Origin of the sequence: Brevibacillus soli (assembly GCF_044759095.2) — a bacterium.
In the GTDB taxonomy this organism is placed as follows: Bacteria; Bacillota; Bacilli; order Brevibacillales; family Brevibacillaceae; genus JBIYSM02.
Map to the genome: position 1 here is coordinate 1 of NZ_JBIYSM020000031.1, position 21,182 is coordinate 21,182.

The following is a 21,182-nucleotide window of genomic DNA, read 5'->3' on the forward strand; positions in this document are numbered from 1 at the left end:
CAATGTGATTATCTCCTGTCCCATGGTGACATTTTCATAGAACAGTTACACAGTGACAATATCACAGAACAATAACATAGAGTGGATCTTTTAGTTGCTTTATAGTTTCAGGATGAAGCGATTCTTTCCCATACGGGTTACCTGATGCTGCAGTTTTGATACCAATTATTAGAGTAAAAACAGGGGGCGAAGATAGAGTTAATTCGCCCCCTTGATGAGTTACAAATTATTTAATTATTCGCTTTATGGTTTTTCAACCACTTTTCCTTTTCTTCACGATCCTTCTTTTGTTGCTCTTCGTCGACTGGAGGCATTACTGATTCAAGGCTTAGCCCGTGAAGTAACTCTTTATATAACATTGGATCTCTGGATATTCCCTTAATAAAATCTTTTACCTCATCGGGAGAAAAGTAAATGCCCTTTGTTACTTCATTACATTCATGTCCTTCACAAACAGATTCTTCTGGGGACCATCTGGAATAGTGACCCAAAAAGTTCTTGTCAATAGTCTCTTGATCAACCACAAAAATGCCTAATTGTTCAGCACTTGGAATTTTTACCCTTCTTGGAACATAATCACCCTTACCATAAATCGGATGGGTGATGTTATCCTCAAGTAAGTATGGGGTAAACGAGCAGCCAGCTTTTACTTCTACCTGTACGTCGTGATAACCCACTTCTTTCCACCTTTTGTCCTTCTTGCCAATCATTTCAAGTTGCTGCCCGATTTTTTTAACCAGTTTTTCATTTGAGATATCATTACTTTTGTCAGATGATAAGTTATCAACACAAATTAAAATCTTATCTCTATTAGTGGTTCCGAAGATATCATTCGAAAAGATACTTTCATGACCATGATATTGATTGCTATTCTTTTGAGCTAGTGCTTGGCCGTCCTGTGTACTAATGCCAATTGCCACACCTATCATTACAGCAACAATTAAAATCGAACTGATTACGGCGAACCTCGTCTTAACATTCATTTCGTCCTTCCTCCTTTAATTCCCGCTTGCTTCGGCAGCAATTGAGTCTAAGTCTTCTTGTGTAGGGTTAGTAACATTTGTTGAACAACCATAGGCCTTAACATGCATAATACGATTTGTACATGAAGATGGGAAAGGTGCTTTAGGTCCTCCATCAATTAACCCAAGAATGTGTCCAGTTTCATGATTAATCGTGTGGTCACTATTATAGTCTGCTGATCTCAAATACACCACGCCATAATTCCAGTGTTCGTGTCCATCCGGTTGCAAAGTTCTCCCCACTCTATCTACACAAGAGTAGGAAGATGAGCCGCAATAATTTGTATTATCCGCATTGATCCAGTATTCGATAGCAGTCCGAGCCTTCTGTGTAGAGTCTAAGTCCCAGCAATCATCATAACTATTCCCAGACATTAAGAAGTAAATTCTGTCATTAGCTAACCCATCATAGTTTCTCGAATACAGAACGCTTCTGAACCTGTCGTAAGCATCATTAATAACAATACTGGAAATATCTTCCCAGAAACAATTGCCACTACACCCATAATCTAAGTGGCCATTTGAGTCCAAACATTTGTTATCCTTATATTTGTCGAAAACTTCCGGTGCAAAAAACGGAAGTGCGGGGGACTTTTTTTACAGAATGATGGTTTCCACCATTCTGTTTGGGGTGAATCGCTGGACAAGCGTAGGGTTGTATCCTCAATCCGAATCCGACAACTAACCCCGTAGACTAAGAAAAGGAGACGATGTGCATGAAGAAACTGAACCTCAAGAAGTCCTTGATGGCCGCCATGGTGTGCCTGGGCGTAGCCAGCTTTTCCACTTCGGCGTTTGCCGCTTCCACCTGTCCGATCCAACCAGCCTACGGACAATACCAGATTGTATATAAATGGAATTGGATGCCGCTGAAGTCAAACTTCTTCTACTACTACTTCCCATCCTTCCAAATGCCAATGCAGGCAGCACCTGCACCTGTTGCAAAACCGCAACCGGCACCTGCACCTGCAGCAAAACCGCAACCTGTTGCAAAACCGCAACCTGCTGTGACCGTTCCGGTTCGCAAACCGGTTCAAGCGACACCGGTGAAGCAGGAGCAAACGCAAGCGGTTGGCAAGTTTGCTTCCGAGGTAGCCGCACTGGTTAACCAGGAGCGCGCAAAAGCGGGGCTTCAGCCGCTGCGCCTTGACAGCAACCTGTCCAAAATGGCGCTGGACAAGGCAAAAGACATGCATGACAACAACTACTTCGACCACACCAGCCCGACGTACGGTTCCCCGTTTGAGATGATGAAAAAATACGGCATTTCCTACACCTATGCAGGGGAAAACATTGCGATGGGTCAACGCACTCCGCAAGAAGTGATGAACGGCTGGATGAACAGCCCGGGTCACCGCGCAAATATTTTGAACCCGAACTTCAACACCATCGGGGTAGCCTACTACAACGGCTATTGGGTACAGGAGTTCATCCGTACCGCCCAATCATAATCAGTATGTAGAAACGGGTTGGGACTTGTCCCAACCCGTTGTTTATTTGCAAACTTATTGGTCCTGACTTTTTCGCTGCTTCCATCGAAGAATGAAGCCGTCAATCAACAGGCCGATGCCGGCCAGGTAAAATGGAGAGGCAAAGCGGACTCCTTCGCTAATGGGCAGTTCTTTTACATAGACAAGCACGACGCCGATGATAAACCCCAGCATCGTATAGCGCAATCGAGTCGGTCCCATGTCACTCTCCCCCGCACCTTTACTTTCCGAACTTGTTCGGCATCTTCATATTTTTCATGTTGCGGCTCATCTGCTTCAGCTGCTTTTGGTTCAGGTTCATTCCCATGGAACGGGCCATCGCCTGAATCTGCTTTTCATCCATCTGCATGTTGCTCAGCTGTTTGCGCAGGTAGTACGTACCCCCGAAGAACCCGCCGACGAGTCCCAAAATCAATGTCACAATCGGAATGACCCAGTTGTACCACATCTTTTGCATTACACATCCTTCTCTGGAATCTATCCTGTTTATTGTACCACATTCGCACAACGTGTACATGGAGTGCTGCGGGAAAAATAGTGGGGCGCCCTAACCGAATCCCCCTCTCTATGCATATCTTGGGAAGAGAGGTGATGACAGATGGCTCCCATCCTAATCATTGACCCCGGGCACGGGGGAATCGATCCCGGCGGTGGCAGCAACAAGCTTTTCACCGAAAAGGACCTGACCCTGAAAATTTCCCTCTATCAATTTCAGCGAATGCATGAGTTAAATATACCAACTGCCGTTACGCGCACAACGGATCAGACGCTGTCAAGCGAGGAGCGAACCGCTCTGGTTCGGAACAGCGGGGCCCGTTACTGCATTTCCAACCACATCAATGCGGGCGGAGGAAGGGGCTCGGAAGTGATCTACTCCATTTACGCTTCAGCCGCGCTGCCCCGTAAGATCAGTGAAGCGCTAGAGGCGGAAGGCATGCCCAACAGGCGGATCTTTACCCGCACACTGCCCAACGATCCGAGCAAAGACTACTATTTCATGCACCGTGACACAGGCTGTGTTGAAACGGTGATTGTTGAATACGGCTTTGCCGACAATCCACTGGACGCAGATAAATTGAACCGGGATTGGCGCGACTTGGCCGAAGCGGTGATTCGCGCTTTTTGCGAGCACACCAACCTCGCATACCGCCCGCCCGAAAAAACCGGAAGCAACCCGCCTCCTGTCGTACTACCCGGGAACGGCGAGGAGCCCGACTGGAAGCGGGAAGCAATCGAGTGGATGTACGAACAGGGTCTCTTGACCAATGAAGATTGGCGCAATCGCGCAGATGAACCGCTGCCGCTCTGGGCGGAGGCCGTCATTTTGCGAAGGCTGTTTGAAAAAATGCGCGGATAGAACAACGTGTCACGAGGAGGTGAGGTTGTGGGATTTGACTTAGGGCTGATCATCGCTCTGGCACTTTCGGCAAGCGCTACGCTGTCCGATTATCTGCGCATCCCGAAAAAACTGCGGGGCTGGACGGCCATGTTTCTCATCGTCGCCCTGCACATGATCAATCTATGGCTGTACAACCCGGCATTTGAATGGAAGACGGCGCTGTTGGAGAGCGTAACGGCGGGTGCTGCAGCCGTCGGGATTCATTCGACAGCCAAAAACTCCATGCAGCAATGGAGGGACACTCGCAAATCAAAACAAGCACAGGATCGGGCTCAATCAGGAGTATAGGGCCGATCACAGCCGGTTATGAAAACGGGTCAGGGGAGTATCCTCCAGACCGGAATAGTTCTCTTTGGCAGGCACGCTTACCAATTCGTCCTCGGGAAAGCGATAGGCGGTCAGTTTACCGCCGAAGACGCATCCCTGGTCAATGTTAAGCGTGCCGTGTCTTCGTTCCGGTTCAGGACGGGGATCGTGGCCCCACACGATGAGCGGATGCTCTGTCTTGCGCTCGCTCGCCCAGTCCCGCCTGATGGGACGTCCGTCGTCTGCCGTTCCGGCCACATCTCCGTACCGGCAAAACGACTGGACCGCAGGAGAATCCTTGCCGATGTAATCGTCGCGAATTCCGGCATGGACGGCCACCACTTCAAGCTTGTCTTTCCATATGATCCGCATATGGGAAGGGGACGAAAATAGCAGCCTGCGGCTTTGCTCTTTCAGCTCTGTCGCTTTTTTGGCACCATACTCGCGCTCGTACATACGAAATTCCTCTTCTACTTTTTCATCGCCGTGTGCGAGAGTGACGGGTCTGCCGTCCAGCCAGCGGGCGATTTTCCACCCGTGATTGCTGTCTACCATTTCTGCCAGACCGGCCTCCAGGTGACGGATAAAAAACTGCAGAAGAACGAGTGACTGCGGGCCGCGACTGGTAATATCACCAAGGGAGAGCAGCTTCCGGCCGCGGGGATGACGGAAGGTGCCGTCTCTAGCGGGCTCGTATCCCAAACGTTGAAGCAGTTCAAGAAATTCGTCGTAACAGCCGTGGATGTCGCCAATCACGTCGACACCCTTTTCCGCCATGAACAGGTTGGAGCGTGTTTCCGGTTTTTTTCTCAGTTTCATCCCCTCCGTGGAAGCCTAGTACTATATTTACTATCATTACCACAACCATGAAAAAAACTCACCCCCTGTCGCAGGAATGAGTTTGTCATAGAGCGCTATTTGTCGTTCAGCTTGTGCTTGTGGACGTAGATCGCGGCCTGTGTACGGTCTTCCACGTTCAGCTTGGCCAGAATATTGCTGACGTGCGTCTTCACCGTTTTGATGCCAATGATCAGCTCGTCTGCGATTTCCTGATTGGACTTGCCCTGGCCGATCAGTTTGAGGACCTCCAGTTCCCGAGGAGTCAGCTGCTCATGCGGATTGGGCTCCTGTCCTTGTCGAAAACGCGCCATGATTTTCCCTGCCACTCTCGATTCGAGAACAGGCTCACCGGCCATCGCGGATCGGATGGCGCGGGCGATTTCCGATGCTCGCGACGTCTTCAGCAGATAGCTGAATGCCCCTGCTTCAATCACCGGATACACCTTTTCGTCGTCGATGAAGCTGGTCAACACAATCACTTTACAGCTTGGGCAGGTCTCCCGGATGCGGCGGGTCGCCTCGACACCGCCAATCCCCTCCATGACCAGGTCCATCAGAATCACGTCTGGCTTCAGTTCTTGGGCCAAACGCACTCCTTCTTCTCCGCTGGAGGCTTCCGCGACGACTTCGATATCTTCCTCCGTAGAGAGATAGGCAGCAAGCCCCATCCGCACCATCTCGTGGTCGTCTACCAACAATACGCGAATCATCCTGGTTCTCCTCCTTCTCTTTCCATCTCCGTCATAAGCGGTATGCGCACTTCAATCTGTGTTCCCTTGCCAACGGATGAATATATTTCCAATGAACCGCCTACTTCAATCACGCGCTCGCGCATGGAACGGAGGCCGTACGAAGTCATTTTTTCCCCTTCCGGATCGAAACCGATTCCGTCATCCGCCACACGCAGCCGAACTTGTCCTTGCAGCGTAAACAATTTAACCGTGATTTGGTTGGCGCGGGCGTGACGAAGCGTGTTGGAGAGGGACTCCTGCAAGATGCGGAAGAGGTGATCCTCAATTCCGCTTGGCAAGCCTTCGACGTCTTCGATTTCCGATGTGATGGTCAATGAATTCTTTTGCCTTAATTCTTCCAAAAGCTCGTCGATCGCTTCCCGCAGTGATTTGTTCTGCAGGGTGGCAGGACGCAAATGGAGCAGCAGTGCTCTCATCTCCGCCTGGGCGGCAGCAGCCATCTCCTCCACCAGTTCAATCTGCTGTGCCGCCCGTTCCGGGTTTTTCTCGATCAATCGCTTGATCGCGGCCGTCGTCATGGAAATGGCAAACAGCTGCTGGCTTACGGCGTCGTGCAGCTCTCGCGCCAGCCTCTGCCTCTCCTCCACCACCGCCGCCTGCTTCAATTGTTCGCCCAATACGACGTTGTGATTGGAAAGCCGCTGCAGGGAGGCCACTTGTTCCTCCCAGCGGGCAGCCAGTTGGTTGAACTGCCAGCCCAATTCCCCGATCTCGTCCACGCCCAGTTCAGGCACCCGGTAGGAGAGAATCCCCCGGCCCAGGTTCATCGCCGCTTCCCACAGCGTATTCAGCCGTTTCTTCAGCAGGTTCCCAATCACATAGCCGCTGATCAGTCCGATCACCGCTGCGCTCAGGAGTGAAACCAAAAAGGAGGAAAGCAGGATTTTCCAGTTTAATGATGCAGGAAGCTGCATGTCCAAATAAACATGAAGCCATTGCACAATGGCCGGTTCGCTGGACAACAGGGCATAGACCAGCAAAACAACCAAAAAGGAGGCCGTCACGCTGCCTGCAGCCAGCAGCAGGCCGAAACGGACATATTGCCATTGTATGCTCGCAAGTCGTTGTCGACGCATCTGTCAGTACCCCCTAGATGTACTTGACGTCAATATCGCCGACAATCAGCGAGATATTGAGTGTGACTTTTTGTGCTGCCTGCTCGTAGTGCTCGGAGCGAATTGTCACCGAGCGGTTTAACCCGCCCTGACGGTGGCCGAACACTTCCAAATCGCCGATGGATACTTCGGCGGAAACGGCCACCGGCAAGTCAACCGGCACGTAAATGGTTACGTCACCGACCCACCCGTCCACAACCAAAAGCGCTTCCTCCTGAACGATCATCGCACGCGACAAGTCGATCACCACATTGCCCACACCGTGCCAGATGTGCAGATGGCTCAGTTCGAAGCGCCCGGACGTGAGGTGAAAGTCGCCGATGAGTGAACTACGGGAATCTTTTGGCAGCAAGATGCCTGCCGGTCCAAGCGGCGGCTCCGGCTGCATGCCGGTGAAAGGGCCTGCCTCTGTTCGTGCTCGCGTCTCCTTGCGATGCAGTTCGTTGGAACTGTATACGGGAGGAGGAACGACCTGCTCTTCTCTCGCACCGTACCTCTCGACCGCGGAAGGTTTTCGCGAACGGATCAGCCGGAAGCCGAAGTAAATGAGAGCAAGCGGTAATACTAGTTCAATCAGTCCCCAGTATGCTAACGCGAGGAATGCGCCCAAACCGGCAACGATGCCGCCACGGACCCGTTGTCCGTTCGTCCACCATCGCACCCCGAAATAGACCAGGATCATCGGCCAAAGGTCAAACAGGCCGAACGAAATGATATGCAGGCTGTCAAGAATTAGTCCGATACCGGTCAGGATGATCATCACGCCGGCGATCATTTTGTTTAATCGAGAAAGTTTCACAGGAGACTCCTCTCTTGCGCAACCATGCCGTTTGTGCCAAATTCACTCAGTTGCGGCATGTATATATGAAAGCAGGCGGAATGTTGAGCGGCGTGAATTCCACGTCGACTTGTGAAAAACGGGCTTCCAGCTCGGATTGAAGCTGCAGGGAGTACTGGAAGGTAATGAACAGACCGCCTGGGGCAAGCACCGTTTGAACTTCGTTGAGAATGGTCGCGCGCAGCTCCTCCGGGAAGTTGGCAAACGGCAGCCCGGAGATGATCACATCTGCATGATCAACGCCCATCTCGTTCACATATTGGCCGATATTGACTGCTTCTTCACGTATGACTGCTTCAGGAAAACGGTCGCGCAGCATGGCGCGAAACTGCGGATCCCGTTCCACGAGAATATAAACGGAATCCGGCCGCTTTTTTCGAATAATCGCTTTGGTGAATGCACCCGTCCCCGGCCCCAGCTCGACGATTACGCCGGCTTTTGACCAGTTTACTTTTTTCAGCATGCGCTGGCACAAAAATCGAGAGCTGGGAGCGATGCTCCCCACTCGTCCAGGTTCCTCAATAAATCTCTTCAGAAAAACCATAAAATCTGTCAAGAAAAAACCTCCTAGGGGAAAAGCAGCCTGGAAAACGTTCAGGCTGCTGTTTGCATGAAATCCGGTACGGCTTATTTCGTTACAGCCTCTGCCTTCTTTTCCTGAAGGGCAGCTTTCAGGCGCGCCAGCTCCTCATCCAGTTCGTCTTTGTTCAACGCGTTCAGAGAGCTGTCCAATCCCAATCGGGTCTGTTTCCACTGTCCGCTGATATCCGCTTCCGCTTCCATCCGCAGAACCTTTTCCTCCATGCGCGCAAATCCGCGGCTGGCTGATTCGCTCCCCATGCCGGTAACCGCCTGGTTCACCTGTTTTTGGGTGCGCGCCACCTGTGCGCGTGCCATCAGCGTAAACTTTTTCGCCCGCATCTTGTAAAACTCTTCCTTCAGCTCTGCCAGTTTTTCACGCATTTGCTGCGCCGCTTCGGAAGCCGTTGTGTACAGCGTCTCGTACTCCTTGGCACGGGCTTCGTACCGTTTTTTGTCGATCAGCGCGCGTCTCGCCAGTTCGTCCTCGCCTTCACTGAGGGCCAATTTCACTTGACGGTCACGTTTCTCGACAAAGGCGAGAGCTTCCTCCCACTGTTGGCGGAATTTCTTCTCCAGTGCAACCTGGCGTGCAACGGACACTTCTACTTGTCCGATTTCCACTTCCATGTCACGCATGTACTGATTCAGCATCACGACCGGATCTTCCATGGAATCAATCGCATCATTCACCGAAGCCACAGTCAAGTCACGCAAACGTTTCAAAATACCCATTGTTATACTCCTCCTCATCATATCACAAAGTGTGGGTTGTATCATGATTGTCGCTTGTTTGCCAATTCTCGCTCCCAACGGTCCAGCGCATCTTCTTTCAAGACTTGCTGAGCCCAATGCCGCTCCAGAGCGCTTGGAGCCGGTTCCATCGGAGTGTCCCGCCGCTTGATCAAGCGGTAGCCGAAGTAGATGATCGCAATGGCCAACAGATTGGTAAACAGCAAGTCAAGCTTGCCAATCAGCATCAACAGTCCGAACAGGAAGACAAGCACTCCCCAGAATTTCGTACCGGAACCGCTTACCACTTTTTTGGCACCGTAGACCATGATTACCGCCGGGATCAAAATCCCGAAAAGATCGCCGCCGTCAATGCCGAATTGGTCCAAGATGACCAGCGTTCCTACCAGCAGCAGGACCAGTCCGAGAAGCACTTTCCCAGACCGCTCGCTCATATGTTTCTTCCCTCCAATCGTTTGTGAAACTGTTGTTCATGGCTTTATTGTAGACGAAGGGCCATTGCGCCATAACGGGCGCGCGGTTGGTTTTTCCCTCCGTCTGCAGGCGGAGAGGCTTTCCTGCCGCAATCGGACTTTTGCTCGCACAACCACTGTCAACTACACGGTTGCCATGATGAGACAACTGGTTATGGATATTGACGAAAAAATGTGACAAAATTGTGAACAAGCGCATCTGTCAACAGGAAATGGGTGGGCAAGCGCGAATTATAGTAGAAGCGTGTAAAAAATATCGAATTTAGCCGAGTCCTGTTTGACTACAGGAACGGGGGAACCAAAAGATAAAAGGGGCTTTTCGCGCTCCCTTTTAAGGGGTGAATGGCCGTCGTTTGCGACAGCCTAGGGCAACCTTTCGACCGAACCCATCAGCTAACCTCGTAGGCTTTGGAAAGGAGCAGTTTGGTTTGCGTAGACTCGTATCATTTTTGGTTATTGCCGGATTGCTTGTATGGGGGGCAGGCTCTGCTTTTGCCGAGGAAAGCTTGTTGATGAGCACGGTGAAAGAGCTGTACGGCGTCCCTTACAAATCTGCCGGCACCAGCAAGAAGGGGTTTGACTGCTCCGGATTCACACGCTATGTCTTCCAATCCTTGGGTGTAGAATTGCCGCGATCTTCGGCCGCCCAATACGGGGTCGGAACCAAGGTGTCCCGAAAAGACCTGCAGCCGGGGGATCTTGTGTTCTTCAACACCAACGGCCGCAGCATCTCTCATGTCGGAATCTACATCGGCAACAACACGTTTGTACACTCGGCGTCAGGCAAAGGCATCGTAAATACCAAGCTGACTGACCCGTACTACTGGAGCAAGCGCTACGTTGGCGCCAAGCGGATCGCCATTCCGGCGCTCCAGGCAGAGGCGAAAGCAGCCTCCGAAAAGAAAGCGGTGCAAGCGGCCTCCCTTCCGGAGCCAGCAGCACAACCGCAAGCCAAGTAAGATGGAAACAAGATTGCAAGCCAGGGACTTTTACATGTCTCTGGCTTTTTTTAAAACCATTTAGGACCTCCTCCCAATAGGAAGTCGTATAAACCGCTTAAACCCTTTTTGTCGACTGATAATTCTTTCCGATTCGAAGCGAATTTTGTCAAACCATGATATGATAGAAAATAGATTTGCTTACAAAGAGGATAGATAGACGTGATATACATGGGGGAATCACAGTGAAAGAACTTGTTTTCATCGTTGACGATAACCAGGAAATTATTGAACTGTTGCAAGATATTTTGGAAAACGAAGGCTACGAGGTGGCTTCCGCGGTCAACGGCGAAGATGCGCTGTCCATGCTGAAGCAGGGGCTCTCTCCCAATCTGATCCTCCTGGACATCATGATGCCCAACATGAGCGGCTATGAGCTCTGTTCCCAGATTCGGCGCGAATGGGATTTGCCGATCCTGTTTGTCAGCGCCAAGGGAAAACCGGTGGACAAGGTCGTGGGACTGGAGATCGGGGCGGACGACTACATCACCAAGCCGTTTGACACGGAAGAGCTGCTTGCCCGGATCCGCGCACACCTGCGCCGCTACGAGAGAATCCGCAAGCACAACGAAGAACAGCCGGATAAGGAAGCAGCCTCTACTCCCATCACCGTACTGAAATTCAAGGGATTGGAAATTCACAAGGAAACGTATTCCGTCTACGTCGGCGACCAGAAGATCGACCTGTCGACAAAAGAGTTTCAGCTGCTTACCTTCCTGGCGGAAAACGCCGGTATCGTCTTCACGCGCGAGCAAATCTACGATCGCGTCTGGGGTTACGGCTACGGCTCCCTAAACACGGTTACCGTACACATCAAAAACCTGCGCGAGAAGCTGGAGACCGAGCGCACATTCATTAAAACGCAGTGGGGGACGGGGTACGTATTTATCGGGGAGAAGTTGTAAATGAGCATCCGCAAGAAGCTGTTCCTCTCTTTCATCGGCCTGATTGCGCTCAACCTCCTGATGTTTCAGTTCGTTTTTGAAGACATCATAATCGAGCAGCTGAAAACGGACCGGCACAACCAGTACCGTGATGAAAAAGCGGCAGCGGAACAGGTCCGCGTCAACCAACTGATGCGCTCAGGGAATTTCAAGGATCCGACTGAACTGAAGGAACTGGGCGAGAAACTGCCGGAAGATCTGATGTATCAGATGGTGGTAAAGGACGCGGAAGGGAACACCATCTTTAAAAAATACTCGCAGGCGTACATGCTGAAAAACCCGCCGTCCGGTCCCCATGCAATCGTAAAGAACCGCGAAAAGAACGACCTGAAAGTCGTCGCCGAGTACCACTTTCAGCACGAGCCTCCCAACCTTGGGCAAACGATTGTTTATTTTTACACGGACGACTCCGACATTTTGGCAACCAAAGGGGTCTCCATGATGCTTTGGTTCATTTACGGCAGCATCGGGCTTGTTGGACTGGTGATGGTGACGTTTCTGGTGCGCTGGATTTTGCGTCCTGTCAACGAGTTGTCCAGGGTGACACAGGAAATCAGGGAAGGAAAACGCCACGTCTCCTTCTCGTACACATCAAACGACGAATTCGCCCGGCTGTTTCGCGCTTTTACCGACATGGTGGAACAGCTCCGCTTCTCCGAAGAGCGGCAGCAGGAGCTGATCTCTGCCATTGCCCATGACTTCCGCACACCGCTGACAACAATCAAAGGATACGCCTCCTATCTCGGCTCCGGGCGGGTTACCGATCTTGAACGGATCAAGAAGCAGATGGGCAAGATCGAGCAAAAGACGCTTGATCTGGAGAAGCTGTTGGACGAGCTGCAGGACTTCACTCAGCAGAGCACGGAGCTGAGGCTTTCCATTAGCCGCATTCACGTGAAGACATTCATGAAAAACATAGTGGAGGACTATCTCGTCAAAACAAAAGAAGCAGGCTTGTCCTTTCAATGGAAGCCCCGTGTCTCCAACGACCTCTACATTGAAGCGGACGAGGCAAAACTGCGCCGCGTTCTGGAAAACTTGCTGAACAACGCGATTTACTACAACAAACCAAACGGATCCATCCTGCTTACGTGCGATCAGAGGGACGGCCATGTACTCGTCTCCGTGATCGACAAGGGAGAGGGCATTGCGGCGGAAGACCTGCCCAAGGTATTTACCAAGTTCTATCGGGCTGAAAAGTCGCGAAACCGCAACAGCGGCGGAACCGGCCTGGGTCTAACCATCTGCCAAAGCATCGTTCGCCGCCATGGCGGAGAGATCTCTGTGATCAGCGAGCTGGGCGAAGGAAGCTGCTTCTCCTTCACCGTTCCGTTTTTTCAACGATAATTTATTTAGGTTTATACCTTCTTAATTTTTTCTTTACAATTCGGTGTTATATTATCATCGTAAGCATGTTGCTTTCAGTGATAAATAACCCCCAGTTTGGTATCTTACCCACGCGGCACTAGCAGTGGAAAGATGCCTTTTTTTTGTTTTTTATGATCTCTTTTCCACTCTGACAGGCAATCCGTTTTTCGGCCGAAGGGTGACGAGCGGCTCCGGTTCGACCGGACGCTCCGGATTTGCCAGAGGAAGCCGGCAGCGTTGAGCAATCGCGGCCAGGAGCAGTGCCGCCTCCATTCGTGCGAAGTTGTTGCCGATGCAGATACGCGGACCGCCGCCAAACGGAAAGTAGGCGAATGATGGAATCCGCTTCAACAGATCGCCGGCAAACCTCTCGGGAAGAAATTGATCCGGATTGTCGTAGTACTTCGGATTGCGATGCATGACGTACTGGCTCATCATCAACGTCTCACCAGGATGGAAGGTTTGTCCTCCAATGTCCACCTCGTCCACCACTTCCCTGCTGATCGCCCAGGCGGCCGGGTATAGCCTCATCGCTTCCGAGATGATCTGATTGACGTACGCAAGCCGGGGGATGTCCTCCACAGTCGGGGTTCTGCCGCCCAGCACCTCATCGAGCTCGCTTTGCAGCTTCTTCTCCGCCTCCGGGTGGGTGGCCAGCAGATACCAGATCCATGACATGGTGTTCGCTGTAGTTTCGTGCCCCGCAAGAAAAATAGTCATGACTTCGTCCCGAACCTGTTTGTCTGTCATGCCCGTTCCATCATCCTCATCGCGGGCGGCCAGCAGCATCCCCAACAGGTCGGTTCGCTCCGTGTTGCCGGTTCTACGCCGCTCGTCGATAATCGCGTAGATCGCCTTGTCGAGCGTCTCCGCCGCTTCGCGAAATTTCAGATTGCTTCGCGTCGGCACGCTGAGCGGAATGTCAATGAACGAACTAGCTTTGGTCGACACGTAATGCAGCCCCACTTCGATCGCCTGTCCGATTTTGTCTACGCCCTCTTTCAAGCCCTTGCCGAACATGGTCTTTGTGATAATCGCCAGCGTTACCTTCATCATTTCGTCGTGGACATCGATCTCTTCTCCATCCCGCCACTGTTCGATCATCGCCAGAGTGAGATCCACCATCGTTTGTCCGTATGCCGCAATCCGCTCCCGATGAAAGGCAGGCTGCATCAGCCGCCGCTGCCGCAGGTGCTTTTTTCCTTCACTGGTTAAAATGCCTTCGCCGACTACTACTTTGGCTACCTGCAACCCTTTTGCCTTGCGGAAGTGTTCGTGTTTCACGACCAGCACTTCCTTGATGTGCTCGGGGTTTGTCAGCAGATAGATATGACGCGTGGGACCGAAGCGAAAGTGAACGATGTCTCCGTGTTCACTTGCCGCTTCCTGCAAAAAGCCGAGCGGGTCCCGGCGAAAGGCGAGCAGATTGCCGGAGACAGGAAGCCCCTTGGGGCCAGGAATAGTCAGGTTCATTAGCATTCAACCTCGCTCACAACATTTTTCCATGGATGAAACTATTATTCTCCTCTCTTCCCGTTTCATTCTGGATAAGCCCGCCGCCTAGGTAAAAAGAAAAACGCCCCGATAAAACGAGGCGTCACTGAGTGTTGCTCATTATTGCAGCGAAGGTTTTTCAACCGAGAGCAATCGGGTTGAAACCAAACGTTCGCGTACTTTGATCCCGACGTAGGCAGCCAGAGCCGCCTTGACCACGCCAACCACCAGGAAGGGGTAGGCGCCAAACTCCAACGCTTTGTCCCACGGAATCGCCAAAACGTATTTCAACTGCATCACGCCGAATGCGAGGGTGACAACCATGCCGACAAGATTGGCAACAAGCGCATTGACGAAGGTAAATCGAGTTTTTTCCAAAATCCATCCGGTAATCAATGCCGTAAAAATAAAGCCGAAAATATACCCGCCTGTTTTGCCGACAAGGATCTGCAGACCTCCGCTTGCGCCGGAGAACACAGGCAAGCCGATTGCGCCCAACAATACGTAGAGCAGCATGGCCAACGTACCGTAACGGCTGCCCAGAATCGTCGCAGTCAACCCTACAGCCAGTGTCTGGCCGGTGATCGGAATGAGCGGCAACGGGATGGTAATCTGGGAAAATACGGCCGTAATGGCTGCAAAGATGGCCGACAGGATAAACCATTTCAAACGATCTCGTTTCATTCGGAACCTCCCTGAATTGTTAACTAAAATTTTAAATCAGTTAACAAAATCATATCTCAGGGAGGGGAAAAAGTAAATTCGTTCATTGGAAAAAGAACGAAAAATTCAGCTCCTTTGAAACTCCTGCAGTTGTACCAACGTCTGAATGCAGTGATCCACAAGCCGACGCATGTCTTCAATGTTGCCCTCATCGATCTTGCGGTGAAAATCAAGCGTCACCTGATTTTCATACCGCTCAGGCGGCCAGGTGAGGCGATGCTCGTCCAACCGCGACTTTACCAGCTGGGCAATGTGCGGTCGATGTCCCCAAATATCGTTCACGATCGCAATAATCGCTTCCGTCTCCCGCTTTACATCTCGTATCAACAGCGAGAAATGGATACAGATCGTGCAACCGACATGATCCGTAATCGTCTGCTCCAGCTGCTCGCTGGCGATGTCGGCAAGCGACGTTTTCAGCTGTATCGTTGCCTTTACGGCATCCCTGCTGTTGATCTCGTCCGCCAGGCCAAACTCGATCTGAAACTGGCGATGAAACGTAGCCAGATCCATGACATCGGATCGTCCGGTCACTGTAACGGCCCCTTCGAAGTCCCGGTCGTAAACAGCGCCCTCCAGCACCACCTTGATGTTGTCGAACACGATCGGATGAAACACCTGTAACCCACCTCCGTCAACCGATCACTGCTGATACTAGGATGCCCGCTTTTTCTCCCGATTGCAAGACAATTGTCCCCCCAGCGTTTACGCGCAGGAAAAAACGGCGTATCATGGATTTGTGTCAATGCGGGAAGTCTATGATCCGGGAGTGTCAGTCATGTTTCTCATCGGTATACTGGTTGTGGTAGCCATTGTCGGAGAACTGTTTCATCGATTAAACCCGTGGAAGAAGCCGGAGCCCCCCTACGAGGAATTGGTGCAGCAGATCAAGCAGACGGACTGGTATCAGGAACTCTGGCAGAACGAAGCGTATCGTCCTATTCTGGAAAACGATCCGCACGTGCTGGCCTTCTATTCCGGCACCTACGAAGCCAAACGGCTGCTGACCAACCCAGGATTTCAGTTGGGATTGATCGACTACGTCAAACAACAAGCAGAACAAAAGAAGAGATAAGCCTTGTGTCGGCTTATCTCTTCTTTGCGTAGGCAAGATATTCGCTGAATTGTTTTTCCTGGCAAGGAATGCACTCGTTCAGATAGGATTCCGCCTGTTCCGTCATTGCATTGCCGCACTGCGTGCAGCACTTGGCTTCGAGGTTTTGGAAAAAGGTGGTTACTGGTGTCATGTGGCCTTTACCCCCTGAGATGTTGTTGTCTTTATTGTATTATAACAGTGCTCTTTTTATAAAACTTTGTTATAATACATTAGGGGCCGTTATCGCCGTGGTGCTTCCTCTTCCTTTCGTTCTCTTCTGTTTTCTCTGTATTATAACTTTTTAAAATACATACACCCTGTTATAAAACAATTTTTGTCGGGCAACAAAAAAACCAAGCCTATTCTATCGGCCTGGTTTTTCCCGCGGGATGGTTTACACCGCTTCGTATATGGCTTCGTAGCGCTTGCTGATCTCTTCGTCATTGAGTCCGAATTCCTTCAGGCGCTTGATCAAGGCGCTTGCCCAGATCTCGGTGCGCTGTGCGATCTTTTGGTACTTTTTCGCCTCTTTCAGCTTGCGTTTGGCGCGGTCTTCGCTGTTGGACTTGAGATTGTCCAGAATGAACAGCATCTGCATGCTTTCCTCTTCGTTCAGCTTCTGCCAGTCGTCGCCCAGGAACGCGATCACTCTTTTATAGTATTGATCAAATTCTTCGAAGGAAATTTCCGAATCCATGTTCAGGTATTCCTTCATTTTGTCAAACAGCTCTTGCATGTACGAACAACTCCCTCATTATTCTCTGACCCATTATATCAAAAAGCAGGCAGTGGGGAAAACTCTGCATTCACATGCTTTTCACCGGAAAAAACCCTATAATAATTAAGGACTATTCCCATGAGGTGACCTTCTATCTATGAAACTGACAAAACAGAAGCCTGACGTGCAGATGCGCATCGGCCAGCAGGTGACGCTGACCATTAGAAGCATCGGAATCAACGGCGAAGGAATCGGCTATTACAAAAGAAAAATCGTGTTCGTTGATAAGGCGCTGCCGGGCGAAGTGGTTCACGCCGAAATTACGGATGTGAAAGAGAAGTACGCATCAGCCCGGCTGATAAAAGTGATAGAAAAATCACCCGCACGTGTCCAGCCCCCTTGTCCAGTCTATGAGGAATGCGGCGGTTGCAGCCTGCAGCACATGGATTACCAGGCACAGCTGATCAGCAAACAGGAGCTGGTCCTAGAAGCCCTGCAGAAATACGCCCGGCTGGAAAATCCGCCGGTCGCTCCCACCATCGGCATGGAGAATCCCTGGTCCTACCGGAACAAGGCTCAATTCCAGGTGGGCAGGCAGGACGGCAAACTGGTTGCGGGACTTTATCAAACAGGCAGCCATCAACTGATCGATTTGGAGGGGTGCCGCGTGCAGCACGAGGCGACCAATCAGATCGTTCAGAAAGCCAAGCGGGTGTTGGAACAACTGGGCATCCCCGAGTACGACGAACGGAAGCGGACGGGTGTCGTTCGCACCATCGTGGCTCGGGTGGCGTTTGCTACCGGTGAGACTCAGTTGACGCTGGTGACAGCCACCCAGGAGATTCCGCGGGAAAAAGAGCTCGTCCTCGAGCTGCGTTATCAATTGCCCGAACTGGTCAGCATCGCGCAAAACATCAATCCAAAAAAGACATCACTCGTATTTGGAGAGACGACCCGCCAGCTGTGGGGCAAGCCGTCTATCGCGGAGAAGCTGGGCGACCTTTCGTTTGACCTGTCCGCCCGCGCCTTCTTTCAGCTGAACCCGGAGCAGACGCAAAAGCTGTACCGCGAAGTGCAGAAGGCAGCCGGATTGACGGGAAAAGAATTGGTATTCGATCTGTACTGCGGTACGGGTACCATCGCCTTGTGGCTCGCTCCCCATGCGCGGGAGGTTCGCGGCATTGAAATCATTCCGGAGGCGGTGGAGGACGCTCGCCGCAATGCGGAGCGGAACGGGGCAGCCAACGCCAGCTTCCACACGGGACGGGCAGAGGTGCTGATGCCGAAGTGGGCAAAACAGGGGCTGCGTCCCGACGTCGTAGTCGTCGATCCGCCGCGGACAGGGCTGGATGGGGCGTTGATCGATTCCCTGCTGGCTGTGCAACCGCAGAAAATCGTCTATGTCTCCTGCAACCCTTCCACCCTGGCCAAAGACATCTCACTTCTGCTCGAGCGGTACGAACTGGTCAGCGTTCAGCCATTGGACATGTTCCCCCATACGGCGCATGTGGAATCCGTTTCTTTGCTTGTGAGAAGATGTTGCAAAAAAGTATAAAAGAGAGTGAGATCCATGAAGAACATAAAAAAATACGCAAATATCCTAAGCTTGATCGTTATCGTTGTATTTCTTTGTCAAGCGCCAAAACCGTTATACGCCGACTCCTCACTTGACCTTCGTTTACATGAGGAGATTGTATTGTTCATTGACAGTCCAAAAGCATACGTAAACAATCAAGTGGTCCAGATCGACCCTGAAAACAAGAACATTGTGCCCCTTGTCAAGAATAATCGCACCCTTGTACCCGTCAGGTTTATTTCTGAGAACATGGGCGGAGACGTGTCTTGGAATCCAGTAAGGGAATCCGTCACCATTATCCATGAAGACAAGCATATCCAGCTGACCATTGGAGAACCATTTATGGGGATGAATGGGTTGGCAGAGGAACTGGATACTCCACCTGAAATCATTTCCGGCAGAGTCTACTTACCCTTGAGAGCCATTGCCGAGGCCTTGGGTCAACAAGTTTTTTGGGATCATGGACTGATTATGATCAGTAAACAAAAGTTTGAAAAAGAGGGAAATGAAAATGTAATCAACCGTTTAGCAGCTTTGTTAAAAGTAGAAAAACCTGCAGTCGAAAAGCCTCTAGTCGAAAAACCGCGGCCAGCTGCAGATACCTATCCCGTCATGTTGGAGACCTACGGACCAGGGACTGCACTCTTACAAGGGGGGTATGTGTATTACAACGATGGATTTTATTTGGGCAATGGGCTCTACAGGTTTCCTTACGGCAATGAAAAAAGCAAAAAAATCCTAACCAAAGATGCGACTTCATCCATGAACATTCAAGGTGATTGGATCTATTATGTTGTACCGAATGCATCAGGCTCGTTTGGAAAGAAGAACCCGATTAAAAAAATCAAAAAAACCGGCTCCGCACCCGTTACGATTACGACAGATGATCAAATTACGGAAATGGTTGTGAATGGAGACTGGATTTATTATCTTTCCTCTAACTATAATCAGAAAAAAGTGACACTAAATCGAATCAAGACAAATGGAACGAGCAAAAAAGTTTTGTTAGAGAGCTATGAATCCTTTAGCAATGTGAGTGATTCCAAAAAAGGGGATATACGAGATATCCATGTCCATAATGGCTATATCTACTTCCTGCGACTGATTCCTTGCGGATACGGCAAAGATTGCAGCCAGATCTACCGGATGAAAACCGACGGCTCAGGGATGGTCATTCTAAATAAATCGGAATATGCCGTTCGAATGCAAGTGGCCCATGGAAAAATCTATTATAGTCGCTTTCCTGAGGAGTTACGACATGATAACGCCGTGCCCATTGACCTTTACAGCATGGATTTAAACGGGAAAAACCCTGCCAAAATAAGTAAGAACCTGCCCGGTAACTATATCTACTTTCTTGAAGAGTTCAGGGTGCACGGGGATTGGATTTATTTTGCATTTGGAAACCATGTATCGAAAATGAGAACAGATGGCTCTTCATTCACAACGCTTGCCGAAGTCGTACATCCCTATCGCTTTCATGTGGTGGGAGAATGGCTGTATTTCCGATCGATCACAAACGCACACCGTGTCAAAACAGATGGAAAAGGCTACGAGATGCTGCATTGGTAAAGAAAGGAACAGATGAAGAGTGAAAAACCCCTTCTGCGGAAGGGGTTTTTTGTACCGTTTGTTTACGCCATAGAGGCAAATACGCTGGCCAGATCAGACGGCAGGGCGACCGCTCGACGCTCCCTGGCGTCGATCATCACCATGGTCACATCCGCATCGCAGGCCAGCTCTCCCTTTTGATTATATAGCTCCTGGCGGATGACAAAGCTCTTTTCACTCGCCCGCAGTGCCGAGGAACGAACCTGGACCTGCTCCAGCATGCGCAGTTCTTTCCGATAATTGATATTGACATTGACCACGACCGGCATGATTTGGCGACGCTGCAGTTCCTCCAGTGTAAAGCCCAGCCGGCAGATCCAGTCGAAGCGGGCCCATTCGAAGTACTCCAAATACCTGGCGTTGTTTACATGGCCGATAAAATCGACGTCGGTCGAACGAACGACAATATCAAACTGATGCTGCTGCATGGGGATCCCTCCAATCACTTTTTTTCAGTATAAACGATTCATGCAACTGAGTGAACATTCATTCAAAAGATTCGATGTGATGCAGACTGTTATTTGCCAAAATTTTCTCTATAATAAAAGAGAATGTCATGCCTATCGAAAGAAGGGATCCGGTCATGTTTGAACAAATGCTGCTGCCCTCCCTGCAAACGGCGAGGAAACGTTATCTGGACGCAACCGCCAACCTGGAAGCTCATCAGCTTGCCTGGCGTATTGCGCCCGAATCCAACTCCATCGGTTTTCTCATCCGGCACATCGCCGAAGTGGAGTACCGGTTCTGTTTGATGTTCTTCGGTCAACCGGTGCCGGAGGAGGTCTCCTTTTCCACCATTGGTCCGGTGAAGGACGAGGGACAGTTTACTGCCGATCTTGACGCACTTTTGTCGTTTCAGCAAGCGTCTTACGCGTATTTGCTGAAATCGCTTCGTGCCTTCCCTGAGGAAAAGTGGGACGTTTTGGTTGAGGCTCCCATCGGGGTATTGACCCCGCGTGAAGCATTGGGACGATTGATGTATCACACAGGATATCACGCAGGCCAAATCGGCTTGATTCGCAAGTACGGGGGAAACAGATGACCTTGTCCCTGCAGGGAGAACGCATCACACTGAGGAGGTGAGTAT

General features: G+C 50.9%; 26 protein-coding genes and 2 riboswitches. Of the genes, 10 read left to right on the plus strand and 16 right to left on the minus strand.

Translation table 11 applies throughout. The features are described from left to right. Positions 1–230: 230 nt before the first annotated feature. Positions 231–983 (minus strand): hypothetical protein, encoded by a 753-nt coding sequence (locus ACE99V_RS13515; protein ID WP_400491623.1) that lies wholly within the window; start codon positions 981–983, stop codon positions 231–233. A 580-nt stretch (positions 984–1,563) separates the two neighbouring features. Beyond that, a riboswitch (cyclic di-AMP (ydaO/yuaA leader) is annotated at positions 1,564–1,733 on the plus strand. A gap of 5 nt (positions 1,734–1,738) precedes the next feature. On the opposite strand from ACE99V_RS13515, the gene ACE99V_RS13520 reads away from it, so the two are divergent. Then, entirely contained in the window at positions 1,739–2,473 is a 735-nt protein-coding gene (locus ACE99V_RS13520; protein WP_400491624.1) for a CAP domain-containing protein, read from the plus strand. A gap of 54 nt (positions 2,474–2,527) precedes the next feature. On the opposite strand, the gene ACE99V_RS13525 is transcribed toward ACE99V_RS13520, so the two are convergent. Both ACE99V_RS13525 and ACE99V_RS13530 read right to left on the minus strand, forming a co-directional pair. Continuing rightward, positions 2,528–2,713 (minus strand): hypothetical protein, encoded by a 186-nt coding sequence (locus ACE99V_RS13525; RefSeq protein ID WP_400491625.1) that lies wholly within the window; start codon positions 2,711–2,713, stop codon positions 2,528–2,530. Positions 2,714–2,732: 19 nt separating this feature from the next. Then, the gene (locus tag ACE99V_RS13530) at positions 2,733–2,960 is read right to left on the minus strand and encodes a YneF family protein (protein ID WP_400491677.1); all 228 of its coding nucleotides are present in this window, start codon (positions 2,958–2,960) and stop codon (positions 2,733–2,735) included. A 150-nt stretch (positions 2,961–3,110) separates the two neighbouring features. On the opposite strand from ACE99V_RS13530, the gene ACE99V_RS13535 reads away from it, so the two are divergent. Beyond that, positions 3,111–3,869: an N-acetylmuramoyl-L-alanine amidase family protein gene (locus ACE99V_RS13535; protein WP_400491626.1), complete on the plus strand. Its 759-nt coding sequence runs from the start codon at positions 3,111–3,113 to the stop codon at positions 3,867–3,869. A gap of 27 nt (positions 3,870–3,896) precedes the next feature. Then, a complete protein-coding gene (locus tag ACE99V_RS13540; RefSeq protein ID WP_400491627.1) occupies positions 3,897–4,199 on the plus strand; it encodes a hypothetical protein in 303 nt (100 codons plus the stop codon). Between the two features lie 6 nt (positions 4,200–4,205). Here ACE99V_RS13540 and prpE read toward each other — a convergent pair whose 3' ends face one another. From prpE to ACE99V_RS13575, 7 genes are all read right to left on the minus strand, one after another. Beyond that, on the minus strand, positions 4,206–5,030 hold the full coding sequence (gene prpE, locus ACE99V_RS13545; RefSeq protein WP_400491678.1) for a bis(5'-nucleosyl)-tetraphosphatase PrpE: 825 nt from the start codon (positions 5,028–5,030) through the stop codon (positions 4,206–4,208). Between the two features lie 101 nt (positions 5,031–5,131). Continuing rightward, complete coding sequence (locus ACE99V_RS13550) at positions 5,132–5,767, minus strand: response regulator (RefSeq protein ID WP_400491628.1); 636 nt, start codon at positions 5,765–5,767, stop codon at positions 5,132–5,134. After that, positions 5,764–6,885, minus strand: coding sequence for a sensor histidine kinase (locus ACE99V_RS13555; protein WP_400491629.1), 1,122 nt, complete (start codon positions 6,883–6,885; stop codon positions 5,764–5,766). Before ACE99V_RS13555 ends, ACE99V_RS13550 begins: the two co-directional genes overlap by 4 nt. A 13-nt stretch (positions 6,886–6,898) precedes the next feature. Then, positions 6,899–7,723 (minus strand): cell wall-active antibiotics response protein LiaF, encoded by an 825-nt coding sequence (gene liaF / locus ACE99V_RS13560; RefSeq protein WP_400491630.1) that lies wholly within the window; start codon positions 7,721–7,723, stop codon positions 6,899–6,901. Between the two features lie 46 nt (positions 7,724–7,769). Next, on the minus strand, positions 7,770–8,318 hold the full coding sequence (locus ACE99V_RS13565; protein ID WP_400491631.1) for a class I SAM-dependent methyltransferase: 549 nt from the start codon (positions 8,316–8,318) through the stop codon (positions 7,770–7,772). A gap of 71 nt (positions 8,319–8,389) precedes the next feature. Beyond that, positions 8,390–9,076 (minus strand): PspA/IM30 family protein, encoded by a 687-nt coding sequence (locus ACE99V_RS13570; RefSeq protein ID WP_400491632.1) that lies wholly within the window; start codon positions 9,074–9,076, stop codon positions 8,390–8,392. A 41-nt stretch (positions 9,077–9,117) separates the two neighbouring features. After that, entirely contained in the window at positions 9,118–9,528 is a 411-nt protein-coding gene (locus tag ACE99V_RS13575) for a LiaF transmembrane domain-containing protein (protein WP_400491633.1), read from the minus strand. Between the two features lie 293 nt (positions 9,529–9,821). Continuing rightward, positions 9,822–9,990: riboswitch (cyclic di-AMP (ydaO/yuaA leader) on the plus strand. Positions 9,991–9,995: 5 nt separating this feature from the next. Between ACE99V_RS13575 and ACE99V_RS13580 the strand changes: the two genes are divergently transcribed. The 3 genes from ACE99V_RS13580 (at position 9,996) to ACE99V_RS13590 (ending at position 12,856) form a co-directional block, all read left to right on the plus strand. Beyond that, positions 9,996–10,526 carry a C40 family peptidase gene (locus tag ACE99V_RS13580; protein WP_400491634.1) on the plus strand — a complete coding sequence of 177 codons (531 nt, stop codon included), beginning with the start codon at positions 9,996–9,998 and terminating at the stop codon, positions 10,524–10,526. A 224-nt stretch (positions 10,527–10,750) separates the two neighbouring features. After that, entirely contained in the window at positions 10,751–11,470 is a 720-nt protein-coding gene (locus ACE99V_RS13585) for a response regulator transcription factor (protein ID WP_400491635.1), read from the plus strand. Continuing rightward, positions 11,471–12,856: a sensor histidine kinase gene (locus ACE99V_RS13590; RefSeq protein WP_400491636.1), complete on the plus strand. Its 1,386-nt coding sequence runs from the start codon at positions 11,471–11,473 to the stop codon at positions 12,854–12,856. It begins immediately after the preceding gene. Positions 12,857–13,006: 150 nt separating this feature from the next. Here ACE99V_RS13590 and ACE99V_RS13595 read toward each other — a convergent pair whose 3' ends face one another. The 3 genes from ACE99V_RS13595 to ACE99V_RS13605 form a co-directional block, all read right to left on the minus strand. After that, positions 13,007–14,350, minus strand: coding sequence for a cytochrome P450 (locus ACE99V_RS13595; protein ID WP_400491637.1), 1,344 nt, complete (start codon positions 14,348–14,350; stop codon positions 13,007–13,009). Between the two features lie 141 nt (positions 14,351–14,491). Further along, entirely contained in the window at positions 14,492–15,055 is a 564-nt protein-coding gene (locus ACE99V_RS13600; RefSeq protein ID WP_400491638.1) for a biotin transporter BioY, read from the minus strand. A gap of 105 nt (positions 15,056–15,160) precedes the next feature. After that, positions 15,161–15,712 carry a hypothetical protein gene (locus tag ACE99V_RS13605; RefSeq protein WP_400491639.1) on the minus strand — a complete coding sequence of 184 codons (552 nt, stop codon included), beginning with the start codon at positions 15,710–15,712 and terminating at the stop codon, positions 15,161–15,163. 160 nt (positions 15,713–15,872) lie between these two features. Here ACE99V_RS13605 and ACE99V_RS13610 point away from each other — a divergent pair, with 160 nt between their 5' ends. Next, on the plus strand, positions 15,873–16,169 hold the full coding sequence (locus tag ACE99V_RS13610) for a hypothetical protein (protein WP_400491640.1): 297 nt from the start codon (positions 15,873–15,875) through the stop codon (positions 16,167–16,169). A 13-nt stretch (positions 16,170–16,182) separates the two neighbouring features. Here ACE99V_RS13610 and yhfH read toward each other — a convergent pair whose 3' ends face one another. Beyond that, the gene (gene yhfH, locus ACE99V_RS13615; protein WP_400491641.1) at positions 16,183–16,341 is read right to left on the minus strand and encodes a protein YhfH; all 159 of its coding nucleotides are present in this window, start codon (positions 16,339–16,341) and stop codon (positions 16,183–16,185) included. Positions 16,342–16,584: 243 nt separating this feature from the next. Further along, on the minus strand, positions 16,585–16,926 hold the full coding sequence (locus ACE99V_RS13620; RefSeq protein WP_400491642.1) for a hypothetical protein: 342 nt from the start codon (positions 16,924–16,926) through the stop codon (positions 16,585–16,587). A 139-nt stretch (positions 16,927–17,065) separates the two neighbouring features. On the opposite strand from ACE99V_RS13620, the gene rlmD reads away from it, so the two are divergent. Both rlmD and ACE99V_RS13630 read left to right on the plus strand, forming a co-directional pair. Then, positions 17,066–18,463, plus strand: coding sequence for a 23S rRNA (uracil(1939)-C(5))-methyltransferase RlmD (rlmD, locus tag ACE99V_RS13625; RefSeq protein WP_400491643.1), 1,398 nt, complete (start codon positions 17,066–17,068; stop codon positions 18,461–18,463). Between the two features lie 15 nt (positions 18,464–18,478). Beyond that, positions 18,479–20,056 (plus strand): stalk domain-containing protein, encoded by a 1,578-nt coding sequence (locus ACE99V_RS13630; RefSeq protein ID WP_400491644.1) that lies wholly within the window; start codon positions 18,479–18,481, stop codon positions 20,054–20,056. Between the two features lie 62 nt (positions 20,057–20,118). Here ACE99V_RS13630 and ACE99V_RS13635 read toward each other — a convergent pair whose 3' ends face one another. Further along, positions 20,119–20,523: an acyl-CoA thioesterase gene (locus tag ACE99V_RS13635; protein ID WP_400491645.1), complete on the minus strand. Its 405-nt coding sequence runs from the start codon at positions 20,521–20,523 to the stop codon at positions 20,119–20,121. Between the two features lie 155 nt (positions 20,524–20,678). On the opposite strand from ACE99V_RS13635, the gene ACE99V_RS13640 reads away from it, so the two are divergent. Next, on the plus strand, positions 20,679–21,137 hold the full coding sequence (locus ACE99V_RS13640; protein WP_400491646.1) for a DinB family protein: 459 nt from the start codon (positions 20,679–20,681) through the stop codon (positions 21,135–21,137). Positions 21,138–21,182: the final 45 nt, after the last annotated feature.

Bases quoted from the DNA above. Each gene is read 5' to 3' on its own strand.
- ACE99V_RS13515 (WP_400491623.1), bottom strand. From the start codon at position 983: ATGAATGTTAAGACGAGGTTCGCCGTAATCAGTTCGATTTTAATTGTT.
- ACE99V_RS13520 (WP_400491624.1), top strand. From the start codon at position 1,739: ATGAAGAAACTGAACCTCAAGAAGTCCTTGATGGCCGCCATGGTGTGC.
- ACE99V_RS13525 (WP_400491625.1), bottom strand. From the start codon at position 2,713: ATGGGACCGACTCGATTGCGCTATACGATGCTGGGGTTTATCATCGGC.
- ACE99V_RS13530 (WP_400491677.1), bottom strand. From the start codon at position 2,960: ATGTGGTACAACTGGGTCATTCCGATTGTGACATTGATTTTGGGACTC.
- ACE99V_RS13535 (WP_400491626.1), top strand. From the start codon at position 3,111: ATGGCTCCCATCCTAATCATTGACCCCGGGCACGGGGGAATCGATCCC.
- ACE99V_RS13550 (WP_400491628.1), bottom strand. From the start codon at position 5,767: ATGATTCGCGTATTGTTGGTAGACGACCACGAGATGGTGCGGATGGGG.
- ACE99V_RS13555 (WP_400491629.1), bottom strand. From the start codon at position 6,885: ATGCGTCGACAACGACTTGCGAGCATACAATGGCAATATGTCCGTTTC.
- ACE99V_RS13570 (WP_400491632.1), bottom strand. From the start codon at position 9,076: ATGGGTATTTTGAAACGTTTGCGTGACTTGACTGTGGCTTCGGTGAAT.
- ACE99V_RS13575 (WP_400491633.1), bottom strand. From the start codon at position 9,528: ATGAGCGAGCGGTCTGGGAAAGTGCTTCTCGGACTGGTCCTGCTGCTG.
- ACE99V_RS13590 (WP_400491636.1), top strand. From the start codon at position 11,471: ATGAGCATCCGCAAGAAGCTGTTCCTCTCTTTCATCGGCCTGATTGCG.
- ACE99V_RS13595 (WP_400491637.1), bottom strand. From the start codon at position 14,350: ATGAACCTGACTATTCCTGGCCCCAAGGGGCTTCCTGTCTCCGGCAAT.
- ACE99V_RS13600 (WP_400491638.1), bottom strand. From the start codon at position 15,055: ATGAAACGAGATCGTTTGAAATGGTTTATCCTGTCGGCCATCTTTGCA.
- ACE99V_RS13610 (WP_400491640.1), top strand. From the start codon at position 15,873: ATGTTTCTCATCGGTATACTGGTTGTGGTAGCCATTGTCGGAGAACTG.
- yhfH (WP_400491641.1), bottom strand. From the start codon at position 16,341: ATGACACCAGTAACCACCTTTTTCCAAAACCTCGAAGCCAAGTGCTGC.
- ACE99V_RS13620 (WP_400491642.1), bottom strand. From the start codon at position 16,926: ATGCAAGAGCTGTTTGACAAAATGAAGGAATACCTGAACATGGATTCG.
- rlmD (WP_400491643.1), top strand. From the start codon at position 17,066: ATGAAACTGACAAAACAGAAGCCTGACGTGCAGATGCGCATCGGCCAG.
- ACE99V_RS13630 (WP_400491644.1), top strand. From the start codon at position 18,479: ATGAAGAACATAAAAAAATACGCAAATATCCTAAGCTTGATCGTTATC.
- ACE99V_RS13635 (WP_400491645.1), bottom strand. From the start codon at position 20,523: ATGCAGCAGCATCAGTTTGATATTGTCGTTCGTTCGACCGACGTCGAT.
- ACE99V_RS13640 (WP_400491646.1), top strand. From the start codon at position 20,679: ATGTTTGAACAAATGCTGCTGCCCTCCCTGCAAACGGCGAGGAAACGT.